Raw genomic sequence first — 13,138 nt, 5'->3', positions numbered from 1 at the left:
TAAGTATATTTTAAGTTTTAAAAAACAATTTGCCCGAAAACATTCTGAACAATAAATAAAGCCACAAATGCAACGACTGCGGCGATAAGCGGTGTTGCGACCCAGCCGAGACTGATCCGGCCGAGAACTTTAAGATTAAGGTTCCTTCCGCCTTTCGCCAGGCCAACACCGATGACAGCCCCGACAATTGACTGGGAACTGGAAACCGGAACCAGAGGGAAAGAGGGAAGATTATTGGAAACAAGGAATTCTTTGAGCCCTTTCGACGCAAAGAGAAACAGAACGATGGAACTTGCCAGGACAACGACGAAAGCCGTTATGGGAGACAGATGATAGATCCCTGAGCCTACAGTCATCATAACCCTTTTGGAATAGGTATAAACTCCGACGGCAATGGCGGCGCCACCTAGAAAAAAGAGCTGCTGAACCCCCGTTAGCGTAAAGACACTTCCGATATTGAATGAAGTAAAAAGCTCTGAAGCGCTCTCTACGAAAACACCCATAACATTCGCTATATTATTTGCTCCGAGGCTGTAGGAACCGAACGCACCGGCTGCCAGAAGAGCTACCCGGGTTATACCGTCGAGCCGAATGAGATGGATTTTCCAGACCTTGAGAAGAGCTAGAACCGCAAAATACAGAATAGCCGCGACTATGGCGGAAAGAACCGGAGAAAAAACCCAGGTCCCCATAACTTTAGTCAAAGCCTTCATATCGATAGCGGACTGCGAAAAGAGATTCCAGCCGATTATAGCGCCGACAACTGCCTGAGAGGTGGATACGGGCAGAGCGGCTTTTGTCATCCAGAATACGGAAAGTGCTGCCGAGAGGGCAACCGTAAAGGCTCCGGCCAACTCATTTATCGCCCCGAGTTTGCCAAGTGTGTGGGATGCCCCCGCACCACTGATTACAGCTCCCAGAATAACAAAGACACTGCAGATGAGCGCCGCTGATTTGAACTTGATCATTCGCGTTCCGACAGCGGTACCCCAGACATTTGCGGCATCGTTGGCTCCCAGGGACCACCCCAGAAACAAACCGCTTGATAAAAATATTAATATTGTAATCATACAATTCCCGTTTAAATCGATCTTTTAATAGTATAGATATCGAGCTTATCAGCAACAGTCTCCGATTCATCAGCCAGTAGGGAGATACGTTCGGCAAAGTATCTCATGTGGACCTTCTCACTGAATTTCTCGATAAAATCTCCGTCAAAAGCTTTTTTCATGATTCTGACCTCAATCTTGTCGGCTTCGTGTTCGTGAAAATGCACTTTCACAAGGTGCTCGGGGACTTTAGTCGTTTCCCGGAAAAAGGCTCTGGATGCACTTACAATTTCCTCAACAGATTTTGCCGCTACGGCACTGAGTTCTATAAAATCATCTTTCAACTGATTCCAGACTTTTGGTTTTTCTATGGAAAATCTGACAAGAACATTCTGGGAGGTATCAATAACATCATCGAGAGATTCGAGCAGTCCGAGTACATCTCCTCTCGATTCAGGAATCAGAAGTTCTTTGTAGAGAGTGTGCTTGATATCGCGTCGGATACTGTCGCTTTCGCTCTCGAGCTTGCTGATCTCCTCTTTTCTCATATCAAAATTTTCCATATTGCCGTCGAAGTAGTCTTTTATTGCCTGCTCGAAAATCAAGCTCGCTTTAAGTATATTTTCGAGAAATTTCTCTATATTGGCTTCGACTGATTTAGCCCTGTTAAATAGCATTCCATTCTCCTGAATCTAAAATTATGTCAGCTCAGTAAATAATATGATTCTTGAATATTTTCGTCTAATCAAATATAGTTATCCATTCAATAAGCATATTTTATCCCCGAAAACCCGAGGACTTAGTCGAATGGATCTGAATAAACTAAAGACTTTCTATACTGTTGCCCAACTGAACAATTTCAGCCGGGCGGCTGAAATTCTCTATCTGACCCAACCGGCAGTCAGCGCGCAGATTAAAGATCTGGAGTTTGAATACAAGACAAAGCTGTTCAACAGAAACGGTAGGAAGATAGAACTGACAGATTCCGGAGAAAAGCTCATTCCATTCGTAAAAAAGCTTCTCGATATTTATGATGATTCCCTTCATGCGATCAGCCTTTTACAGGAAGCCGGTCAGGGATCCATCAAACTGGGAGTCAGCGGATTACCGGGAGCCCGCCTCCTTCCCGCAGCGCTGTCGAGGTTCAGAGAGATTTATCCCGACATTCATATATCCATCAGAGAGAAAAAATCCGCTGGAGTCCTCGACTTGCTGAAATTGAAAAAATTCGACCTCGGGCTCATTGTCAGCAGTGAAGAAAACATCAACACGTCCATTATAGGAGCAGAGGTTCTCTACCGGGATAAATATGTAGTCGGAGTCAGCTATGACAATCCTCTGGCCCGCAAAAAGAGCATTGGAGTGAAAGACCTTTCACAAAACCCTCTGATCGTATCCCCCAAGGATACAGTAACTCATCAGGCTATTATCGACTTGTACAACCGCCTGTCTCTTCCCTTGAATATCGAATATGAGATCGAAAATAAATCTATGATGAAAACAATGGTTGAAAAGAATCTCGGAATTGCATTTTTCAGTTCTCTCGAAATCAAAAAGGAAGTTGAATCTCAATTGATCTGCCCTCTCGAACTGGAGGGAATACCATTTTACAGCTATATCCAGCTGGCCTACAATAAAACAAAAGAATTGAATCCCGCCTCAAAGGCTTTCCATGATTTTATTTTTAACATTGATGAACAGGATAATTTCATATCAGGATAAACTCATAAAAAAAGAGCAGCACCCGATGGATACTGCTCTCATATTTTATTTTTCAAAAAAATCTTTGATTATCGGCTGCAGCTTCTTCCGCGAGATTCCAAGATTCGCCTGGTTGTAAAAAGCGCATTTTTCGCTCCCTTCAACAGAAGTGCTGTCAATTTCTGACAGGCCGAGATCAGAAGCTTCCAGAAAATCTATTGTTTTTCTTCTCAGATCTTCATCGGGAATATAAACAACGATCTGCCGTGTGAACTCGGGATTGGTGAAGGCATTCATAGCAAAGAGAACATCAAGCTCTCTCTCTTTCAGATACTTTTCGCAAGCTGAAACAATCCCGGGATCCTTGGCAATCCAGTCTTCTACAGGAAGCAGGACAGAACCGATTCCGCATTTGACGGATCCCATCTGCCACTCTTTGTAGTCTTTTCTGAGAAGATCGTAGGAGCCCAGAGATGAAACATTGAATTTTTCAAACTGAAGTTTGTCAAAAAGCTCTTTTCTGTCGAGTCCCGTTATCGCCATGATCTTTTCCGCAACGGCACTGTCGGCATCGGTGACCCTGCCCGCATCGGGGTCGAGATTGACAGTATCGAGCAATATTGTTCCCAGGATAAGCGTCCCGACGGGACCGGAAACTGTTTCTTCCGCATTTTTAATAAAAAGCTCACCTACAAGAGTGGAAGCGGAACCGACCGGTCTGATATCAGTAAAGATTCCCTCAGGGTACTGTTTCTCATCTGCGTGATGATCGAGTATTCCTGTTATGCAATTTAAAAACTCACTGTGTGCAGTTGATAGCTTGTTGTGGTCGACGAGAATGAGGCTTAAGAGATCTTTGTCATTCAATCGTTTCAAATCGAGGTCTTCCGCAAAAATCAGTTCATCGCTATCAATGCCCGCTGCGTCGAAAAGATATACCGCTTCAGTCCTCAACTTGAAATCGGCCCTGGGGATATTGATCAGAGGGACGGAATTAACCGCCCCATCCAGGCTTTTAAGATAGTAGGCATACAAAACAGCAGTAGCCATGGAATCGAGGTCTGCGGCTTCGTTACCGACGACAACAGTCATCGGCTTATCATAGGATAGGTCATTTTTAATGTTTTTAAGGTATGTTTTAAAATTATTACTCATTATTTAATCCTCCAGAAATATTATTGAATCATTTAACAAATCTTAAAAGAGGAATAACCATCAAACATTTCTATGCTAGCTATAAGTAATTTTAATTGTACTTTATGCAGTGAAACATTCATTATATTTTTAAAAAGCAAAAAAACGTTTCAGATATTATACTGTATTCAGGACTTTGCTTACACAAGGAGAAAAAATGAAAAAAGTTGTTAGTTTTCTATTGCTGACTTCTTTCCTGGCGCTTTCTGTCTTTGCAGAAGGTCAGCAGGATGGTCAGGCAAGCTTTCCTACAAAACCTATTAAAGTCGTTGTCTATCTCGCACCGGGAGGTGCCGGTGATATTCTGGCTAGGAAATTCACCGATATCGCTTCAAAATATACCGATGCCACTTTCGTCGTGGAAAATAAAGCCGGTGCCGGCGGAATCGTCGCTATGGAATATGTTGCGGCGGGAAAAGCCGATGGCTACACCCTGATGTATATGACAAAATCAAATATCTCTAAACTGGTTACAACTGATTCCGAACTGGACCCCATGGTTTTCGACTGGATCTCCCTGATGCAGATCGACCCTGAATGCGTCATCACCAATAATAAATCAGATATAGTCACCTGGGATGATGTCGTAGCCGATGCGGAAGCCAAGGGCGGAAATCAGCTCTGGCTCGGTCCCGCGGCCGGCGGTCTCGATCACGTTACAGCACAGAATATCTGGAAAGCGTCCGGAATTGGAGCCAAATGGGTTCCCTTTGACAGCGGAGGCAAAGCTCTTGCAGGACTTCTCGGTAAACAGGGAGCTGTTTATGTAGGAAACCCCGGAGAAACACTGGCCAACCCCGATTACTCGGTTGCAGCGATCTGCGCGGAAGAGAGACTTCCCCAGTTCCCCGATGTGCCGACTTTTAAGGAGCTGGGAGTTGACGGACTCGAGAATGAAATTATGTGGAGAGGTTTTGCCGTAAAGAGAGGAACTGACGATGCCATTATCGCCTGGTATGATGACATCTTTGAAAAAGTAACCAACGATCCGGAATGGAAAGCTACATATGAACCCCAGGGGAATTTGCTGGTTCACAAAACCCGGGATGAATTCAATGCTATGGTTCAGTTCGATTACGATGCCTACAAAGCTGCAAGATAGAACAAAAATTTACAGGAATTGACTCTGGCGGGGATGGAATGCTTAAGGGCTTTCCATCCCTTTGTTTAGAGTTCTGGCAGGTAAAATGGAAATATTCAAGTTTTTTGAAAAGGGGCCGGGTTTCTGGCTACTTCTGGGAGTTATGACAATTATTCTGGCTGTCATTGCCCTTATTCTCAAAAGGTCATCGAAAAAAGAGTATATCGGACGGATTATCGTTCCTGTTTTTTTTATCGAGATGGCCGTTGTATTCGGTCTTCTGACGCTGACTTTCCCCAATAAGGGAGATGTCGTCGGTCCGGGTGTCGTTCCAGGTTTATGGATTATCTTCATTATTATCTTCAGTATCGTTCTCCTTATGAGAGTGTTTCTGGGGTATGAAGAAATTGATCCCCCATGGGGGCATATCGGAAAGGTCTTCATTTACATCGGTTTGATAGTTGCCTATCTCCTGATCATGCAGCTGATCGGATATTTTCTGGCAACGATCCTGTTCCTCATAACGGGAATGTATTTTTTGACATATAGAAACTGGAAGGTGATGATTTCCATGTCAGTGGGATGGATTCTGTTCTCCTACTTCGCTTTCTACAAACTACTCTATGTCCCCCTTCCCAAGGGATGGATTATAGAGCGCATTTTCGGTTAAGGAGCAGATGATGGATTTATTAGCAAATCTACTTAACGGATTTGGATATCTGATGGGATATCAGCCGATCATAGCTATAGTCGTCGGGGTCATCCTCGGTATTCTCGCCGGAGCCATGCCCGGCCTGTCCCCCTCTATGGGTGTGGCCCTGCTGGTACCGTTTACCTATAATTTATCGCCCCAGGTAGCTCTGATCCTTCTCGTATCAATATACATCGCGGCAAACTATGGCGGATCTATTACCGCTGTAACAATAAACACTCCCGGAACCCCTTCGGCAGTCGTAACATCCTTTGACGGGTATCCTCTTACGCTTAAGGGAAAGGCCGGCGTCGGACTCGGCACATCGCTGGTGGCATCGACAGTCGGCGGTATTATCGGAACGATTATCCTGATTTTCTTCTCGGTCCCACTGGCGAGGCTGGCGGTTAAGCTGCATCCCGCAGAATACTTCGCACTGGCTATATTCGGCCTAACCACAGTTGCATCGCTGGGAGGAAAGAACTGGGCAAAGGCATTTCTTGCCGCTATGCTCGGTCTTTTAATTAATACAATCGGAATCGACCCCATATCAGGGGTAAAAAGATTCACTTTCGGAACCTATAAACTGTTTGACGGTTTCGCTCTCATTCCCGCGCTTATCGGCCTTTTCGCTCTTAGCGAAGTGTTTACCAGAATCGAGGAGTACAAACTGGACAAAGGCAAGGAAACTGAGTTTGAAGAGACTCAGTGGCCCTCTTTTCTCGACTACTGGAAACTGAAGCTGACTATTTTCCGTTCCTCCGTACTGGGAACCCTCATTGGAATTTTTCCCGGAGCGGGAGCGACCATAGCGGCATTCCTCTCATATGACCTGGCGAAAAAGAGCAGTAAAGATCCCGAGAGCTTCGGACAGGGAAATCCCGACGGAGTGGCGGCTGCGGAAGCGGCGAACTCCAGTTCCGTAGGAGGAGCGCTTGTGCCTCTGCTGGCTCTAGGTATACCGGGAAGCGCGACAACTGCGGTACTGGTCGGTGCCCTGATGATTCACGACCTCGTACCCGGTCCCCTTCTTTTCGTCGAGAGACCGGATATTATCTACTCACTCTTTGCCGCTCTTCTCATTGCCAACATCGTTATGCTGGCACTGGGATTATTCGGTGCGAGATTGTGGATCAAAGTAACGGTCATACCGAAAAAAGTTCTCCTGCCATCTATCCTGGCCATTTCGATAGTCGGAAGTTTTGCGGTCAACTATTCCTTCTTTGACGTGGGAACCTGTATAGGTTTCGGTGTGGCCGGATGGCTTCTGAAAAAATACGGCATACCGGGAGCGCCCATCGTTCTGGGTATGGTTCTGGGAAAACTGGCGGAAACGAATTTCAGACGGGCCGTTATCATGGGCGGTTACGGCGTGTTTTTCACCCGGCCTGTGAGCCTTATCCTGCTGATAGTGGCGTTACTCTCATTCGGTGTACCGCTCTACCAGACCCATAAAGCCAATAAGAAGGAAAGAGCCACAGAACAGAAATAATTTACAGCACACCTTCAGGGGAGTTGTTCCATCGCGGGACAGCTCCCCTTTTTTTATCGGACCTCATCGATCCGTTTTATCCCGTTGCTGTTTGCGACGATTCTGTACCGCTTCAGCTCCTCTTCAATACCGGAATAAACCTCGCTCATACCGAGAATAATTGTAAAGTGGTATAATCTGTCAATTTTGACCGTGTTCAAGGTTTCTCCGTTATAGTGCATTCTGAACTCCCGGTCCGTATCCATTCTGTAAAACCACTGTCTCATATCGAGCCTCATAATATCATTGAGAGAAGATATTCTCTTGTGTTCGGACAAGAGCCTGTTGCTGTTGATCACGAAGGTTTTCTGATACTGAATGATATCTTCTGAAACCAGTTCCTTCAGAAGGACATCCTTGTTTTTATACCTGAGAGTCTGAACGGCTGACGGAACAGTGTCTATACTGCGATGAAAGATTCTCTCTTTTGTTTTTCCACAGGCCACTCCAGAACGCGGATCGATGATGATCTGTACTTTATCGGCTATAAAACGGGGTATGAATCTCGTAAAAAAGATCCGCAGGCCATCCTTCATGCGGTCCTTAAGTATGTAGGCGATGACGGCGATTATGGCCCAGTATACGCTTCCGGAATCAAACCATCGCAGAGACAGAATCGAGGCGACTACAGCGAAAGTCATAGCCACAGCAGCAGCGGCTCCGAACATGATTTGGATAAGTCTGTCGATTGTCTTTGTTTCATTTTGAGACATATACATGGAACTTTCCGCCCACTTTTTAATCTGTTGTTCCCGATAGAGAAGATATTCAGTCCTGCCGGGGTTGCTAATGCTGACTCTGGTTCCGTACCCGGCCTGCTGTCTCAAATCAATTTCATCGCTTATAATCTTAATGGAACGCTCACACAATCCGGGAAGAATCTTCTTTTTTGACAACGAGTTATAAAGACGGCCGATAGATTTTTCCATGCGGAGGCTCAAACCTTCATCCACCCAGGAAAAAGCTTTCCGGACGACTTCGGATACGTCCCTGTCCGCCGTTTCAGTCATGAGCTTCCGGATAATCCTGTGTATGGATTCGACCTGATCGAGAAGTGTTCCCGAATTCTCAAGGATGTAATCTTCGGCATATTTTCCGCTTTTAATCCCGCGCACGAGCCTGTTGCTTTTCAGCCGGAGTTCCTTCTGGAAAATGTTTAAAAGTGTTTTCAATTCATAAATGACATATTTTTCATCAGGCTGTCTGTTATCCTTTTTATAAAAGACATTCTGCAAACGGATAAGAGGACTCAGTTCATAGCCGGGAGAGAGAAGTTCATCAAAAGACATAGAGGGTGTTTTGTACCGCGTATGGGAGACGAAATTATGGAAAAATGTCTCCTTGGAATATCTCTCATTGTGAATCCCCAGCTGGGAAGGCGTGTAAATATAGGCATTCAGACAAAACCTCTGCTTTTTTTTCCTCGTTCTTCTCAGGACATAATCCGTTTTTATTTCGATCTGCTTACGGCCCCGTTCCACGATGCTGCTTTTAAATATTTTTTCAACTTCCATTAACTCTCCATTCTTTCTGATATTAAACGAAAAAAGGCCATTGCCTTTCCCCGAAAGGAGAGGCAATGGCCGGAATTAAAACCGTAACCGCTTATTCAGCACTTGCATCGGGAAAAAGAGTATCGTATACAAACTGTGTTTTAGACCAGCCGAAATCAATTCTGTTATTGTATTTCTGAAGAATGACTTTATAGAATTCTTCAACCTGTCTGAAGTCTTCCAGAGTCATTTTGTACTCGACTTCATTTCCGTTTTCATCGACTTTATCGAAAACCGTATCAAAGTCAAAAGAAGCTTCGGTCACCAGTTTCTCACCATCCATAAAGAATGTGCTGAAAGCCACTTCCATTTCGGTACCGCAGGAAAGGAACATAAGAGCCGGTTCAACTTTCTCTTCCAATATTGTCTTACCTGCCACAGGTCCGATAACCGTTTCAGGGGGAAGACCTGTGTTGAGAACCTGGGGATACAGCCTTGAAAAGGATTCGAGAGTCGGTTCGAAAAGATCTTCAAAAGGACCAAAATCTTTGGTTTTGGGCTTAACTTTTATCGCCCAGGCAAATTTCATTCCGTAGGGGGATATATCCGCTTCCAATTCGGGGCTTTTCTCGATATCAGCAAACTCCTCGCCTACAGAAAGGGGAACGCTGATAGCCTTATTCATATCGGAATCTCTGACTTTTATGGTTATATCGTATTTGCTGTCCCGCTCATTCGCTGCTGCTCCAGGTCCTTCATAAACATCCCAGGGGAATCTGTAGCGAAGAATGTAACCCAGGTTTTTAACCATGCCGTAATCTGTATCGAGATACTGAATATCTCTGTAATTCCGCTTCATGGGCTCCTCGAATTCTTCAATGACAACGCCCGTTTCCGCGGCAGCTTCTTTCATCAGATCCCAGAGGATTTCCGGTGAATAATCTTCAAGATTGATAAGCATTTTGTATTCAGCTGAATCAAGTTTTTCAACAATTCTTTCATCATCAAGCAGATAATAGCCTTTTTCCGCGGCGAGGATTCCCCGGTTTTCAGCTTCATCTTCAGACGAGGCTGTATCCGGTGCTGTCGCGCAGGCGGCAAGCATTAATGTCGAGATAAGAAACAAGAGTAATTTTTTCATACTATAGGACTCCTTTCCCATATGATTCCCTCTTTACCCCCCTACAGTCCAATAAAAATATCATATGGTTTCCATTAGATATATTTATGAATTGTTTCAGAAGGAATTCCCTTTTACATAGACCTGAAGTAATTGAAGAAATTGTCTTCGATTTCATCGCGGCTCGGCATAGGGAAATACAGGCTCTTCTCTGCTGAAAAGAACATAAATCCATGACGGAACAGTTGCGGAGGGAACCGATGGACATTGGCTTCAATCTTCAATCCCTTTGTCGTTTTTTCCGGTTTGGCTTTTATTTCGTCAATCTTTGATCTCAATATGGCCGGATGAATCCCCGGAATCGGTGAAGGGATGAGGGGATTCTCGTCGTATTCGATTCTGAACTGTCTGGAATTGAACTCGAGCTGAGCGTAAAAAAGGACCGGAGCGCCTTTGTGCTTTCTCTCATTAATCATATGTTGACCATATTCCTCAAAATCCAGTGTTGAAACGGACATCATTCTCAAGGGAGTGATTCCCGCAAAGATTTTAAACCTCGATGTCTTTTCCGGTTTTACAAACTCTTCAGACTCGATGGGAAGGATATGTCCCGCCGCTGAGGAGAGATAAAGCTTTTTGATACTATCCAGATCTATATGCTCCAGGACCCGGTAAGCCGCGATAAATTTCGTTGCTTTGGGTGTTCCGTCATCATGGGGAACAAGCTGATCCAGCCCCCATTCGATATCGAGATAGTCATGACGGTACGAATTATCGATTTCAGCGAATATCATTCCGCTGTCGTAATTCTGTTTTGACCCAGTCAAATAGTGTTTTCCCAATTCTTCCGGGGATAATTGAGAAGCAATGAGAAAATTACTCGGATATAAAACCATATACAGGTGCTTGTCGTAATTCATTGAAACCTCCAGTTAAAGCATAGGTGCTATGACCAGTGAAATTACAGCCATTAATTTAATTAGAATGTTAAGAGAAGGACCTGCCGTGTCTTTAAAGGGATCGCCAACGGTATCTCCTACGACAGAAGCTTTATAAGTTTCGCTTGATTTATCTATGTTATTGTCCGCTTCCAGCATTTTTTTGGCGTTGTCCCATGCACCGCCCGAATTGGACATAAATGTCGCCATAAGGACTCCCGACGCAGTAACACCGACAAGAATACCCGCCAGCATATAGGCACCACCGAAAAAACCCGTAAGTACAGGGACAGCCGTTGCAATCAATCCGGGCAGTGCCATCTGGGTCAGGGCGGATTTTGTACTGATATCGATACATTTCTTATAGTCGGGTAGAGCTGTACCCTTCAGGATTCCGGGATTCTCATTAAACTGGCGCCGAACCTCTTTGATCATGGCGAAAGCGGCTTTTCCAACAGCATCCATAGCCAGAGATGAAAAGAGATAGGGAATCATGCTTCCCACAAGGATTCCGGCTAAGACAGCAGGATTCATAAGGTCTATAGACGACAGTCCGGCCGCTTTCTGAAAAGAAGCAAAAAGGATAATCGACGTTAAAGCCGCCGAACCGATAGCAAAACCCTTTCCAACAGCAGCTGTCGTATTTCCGACAGCATCAAGGGAATCAGTTCTTTCTCTCACTTTCCTGGATAATTCTCCCATGACGGCCAACCCTCCGGCATTATCAGCTATGGGACCGTAGGCATCAACAGCGAGCTGAATACTCACTGTCATAAGCATACCCAGGGCGCTGATTCCGATTCCATAAAAACCGGCCAGAAAATAACTGCCGAGAATTGTTCCGGCAATAATGAGGATCGGCATCATTGTCGACTGCATACCGACTCCCAGGCCGGCAATAAGGTTTGTCGCCGAACCGGTCTCACAGGATTTTACAATTCGAATGACCGGTTTCTTCTCTGTTCCGGTAAAGTATTCGGTTATCAGTCCGATGGCGACTCCCGCGATGAGGCCGAGAACCGATGTCAGAAGGATCTGATAGACTCCCGTCCCGTCATTGGTTTCCAGTGTTCCGAAAAAATAAAGAGAAAAGGGAATGAGAATGGCCACCGTAAGAACAGCTGCACCGAAAGAGCCTCTGTTGAGAGCTTTCTGAGGAGAAATGCCTTTTTTAATGCGAACCATCATCATTCCGGCGACAGAGGCGATCCCTCCGATCCCGATCATATAAAGAGGAAAGAAAACGAGTTTTCTCTGCATGATTTCCAGTGCCGGAGCGTTGATTCCCAGAATCATAGCTCCGATCAGAGAACCGATAAAGGACTCGAAAAGGTCGGCTCCCATTCCAGCCACATCTCCTACATTATCTCCTACGTTATCGGCGATAACTGCAGGGTTTCTGGGATCGTCCTCAGGAATTCCCGCCTCAACTTTACCAACGAGATCGGCACCCACATCGGCAGCTTTGGTAAAAATACCACCACCCACACGAGCGAAAAGCGCTACTGTGGATGCACCGAGAGAAAAGCCTGTCAGGATGGGTAAAACGGTTTCCCGTAATGTGGTTGTCTCAAAACCGAAGAGCTGCTCTCCGGTAAACAGTACGACGAAGATTCCCAGCACGGCGAGTCCGGCAACGCTCAGCCCCATAATACTCCCGCCGGTAAAGGCCACTTTCAGTGCGGAATTGAGATCTTCCTCAGCAGCTGTCACTGTTCGCGAGTTAGAAGCGGTTGCCACTTTCATCCCTATATAACCGGCTAGAGCTGAAGATGTCGAACCGAGTATGAAGCTGAGGACCTGCCATTTCAAAACTCCTTTGTTTCCAAGCAGCAAGAGTAAAGCAATAATAAGTATGAAGGGAATGAGCACAATGTACTCCCTTTTAAGAAAAGCCATAGCTCCTTCTGAGATGTAATAGGAAATTTCCTTGATTTTCCCTTCTTTGACCGGTTGTCTGAATATCCACAGAGCTCTGTATACAGCAATTATCAGGAAGAATAATCCTATTAACAATGCTGAAAGAACAGCTGGATTCATATGTATACTCCTATTTGTTGATTTTTGTATCAAATAAAGATTTTACACAGCTTTGCTTTTCCTATCCAATTTTCATTTTTTATGAGTTCCATCAGGAAAAATAATAAATAGCTCTACCCTACACCGAATTAAAGATTTTTGATTTCAAGCTGGAAAGAGATGCTTCCGGAAGGGATTAAAGGAAAAGCATAAGGATCTTTAATCGTTTCCATTCAGAATATTTATTGGACATATAAAGGTTAAATAGGGATGATATTTATAGTTCAATAAAGTACGAATCTCAAAAACCTGTCTGCGGAA

At 44.9% G+C, this 13,138-nt stretch carries 11 protein-coding genes; 4 read left to right on the top strand and 7 right to left on the bottom strand.

The window, feature by feature from the left end:
* Positions 1-17: 17 nt before the first annotated feature.
* Positions 18-1,070, bottom strand: coding sequence for an inorganic phosphate transporter (locus tag HNR50_RS19160; RefSeq protein ID WP_184748417.1), 1,053 nt, complete (start codon positions 1,068-1,070; stop codon positions 18-20).
* A gap of 11 nt (positions 1,071-1,081) precedes the next feature.
* On the bottom strand, positions 1,082-1,726 hold the full coding sequence (locus HNR50_RS19155; protein ID WP_184748416.1) for a DUF47 domain-containing protein: 645 nt from the start codon (positions 1,724-1,726) through the stop codon (positions 1,082-1,084).
* A 130-nt stretch (positions 1,727-1,856) separates the two neighbouring features.
* Between HNR50_RS19155 and HNR50_RS19150 the strand changes: the two genes are divergently transcribed.
* The gene (locus tag HNR50_RS19150) at positions 1,857-2,771 is read left to right on the top strand and encodes a LysR family transcriptional regulator (protein WP_184748415.1); all 915 of its coding nucleotides are present in this window, start codon (positions 1,857-1,859) and stop codon (positions 2,769-2,771) included.
* 45 nt (positions 2,772-2,816) lie between these two features.
* On the opposite strand, the gene HNR50_RS19145 is transcribed toward HNR50_RS19150, so the two are convergent.
* Positions 2,817-3,905: a DHH family phosphoesterase gene (locus HNR50_RS19145; RefSeq protein WP_184748414.1), complete on the bottom strand. Its 1,089-nt coding sequence runs from the start codon at positions 3,903-3,905 to the stop codon at positions 2,817-2,819.
* A gap of 196 nt (positions 3,906-4,101) precedes the next feature.
* On the opposite strand from HNR50_RS19145, the gene HNR50_RS19140 reads away from it, so the two are divergent.
* The 3 genes from HNR50_RS19140 (at position 4,102) to HNR50_RS19130 (ending at position 7,208) form a co-directional block, all read left to right on the top strand.
* The gene (locus HNR50_RS19140) at positions 4,102-5,046 is read left to right on the top strand and encodes a Bug family tripartite tricarboxylate transporter substrate binding protein (protein ID WP_184748413.1); all 945 of its coding nucleotides are present in this window, start codon (positions 4,102-4,104) and stop codon (positions 5,044-5,046) included.
* Positions 5,047-5,131: 85 nt separating this feature from the next.
* Positions 5,132-5,695: a tripartite tricarboxylate transporter TctB family protein gene (locus HNR50_RS19135; RefSeq protein WP_184748412.1), complete on the top strand. Its 564-nt coding sequence runs from the start codon at positions 5,132-5,134 to the stop codon at positions 5,693-5,695.
* A gap of 10 nt (positions 5,696-5,705) precedes the next feature.
* A complete protein-coding gene (locus HNR50_RS19130) occupies positions 5,706-7,208 on the top strand; it encodes a tripartite tricarboxylate transporter permease (RefSeq protein WP_184748411.1) in 1,503 nt (500 codons plus the stop codon).
* Between the two features lie 53 nt (positions 7,209-7,261).
* On the opposite strand, the gene HNR50_RS19125 is transcribed toward HNR50_RS19130, so the two are convergent.
* The 4 genes from HNR50_RS19125 to HNR50_RS19110 all read right to left on the bottom strand — a co-directional run bounded on the left by HNR50_RS19125 (position 7,262) and on the right by HNR50_RS19110 (position 12,838).
* The gene (locus HNR50_RS19125; RefSeq protein WP_184748410.1) at positions 7,262-8,761 is read right to left on the bottom strand and encodes a hypothetical protein; all 1,500 of its coding nucleotides are present in this window, start codon (positions 8,759-8,761) and stop codon (positions 7,262-7,264) included.
* A 91-nt stretch (positions 8,762-8,852) separates the two neighbouring features.
* Positions 8,853-9,881 carry a membrane lipoprotein lipid attachment site-containing protein gene (locus tag HNR50_RS19120; protein WP_184748409.1) on the bottom strand — a complete coding sequence of 343 codons (1,029 nt, stop codon included), beginning with the start codon at positions 9,879-9,881 and terminating at the stop codon, positions 8,853-8,855.
* Positions 9,882-9,994: 113 nt separating this feature from the next.
* Positions 9,995-10,780, bottom strand: coding sequence for a hypothetical protein (locus HNR50_RS19115; protein WP_184748408.1), 786 nt, complete (start codon positions 10,778-10,780; stop codon positions 9,995-9,997).
* Positions 10,781-10,792: 12 nt separating this feature from the next.
* A complete protein-coding gene (locus HNR50_RS19110) occupies positions 10,793-12,838 on the bottom strand; it encodes a sodium-translocating pyrophosphatase (RefSeq protein WP_221439936.1) in 2,046 nt (681 codons plus the stop codon).
* Positions 12,839-13,138: the final 300 nt, after the last annotated feature.

Origin of the sequence: Spirochaeta isovalerica (assembly GCF_014207565.1) — a bacterium.
GTDB lineage: Bacteria > Spirochaetota > Spirochaetia > DSM-2461 > DSM-2461 > Spirochaeta_F > Spirochaeta_F isovalerica.
This window is presented reverse-complemented; position numbering and strand designations above follow the sequence as displayed.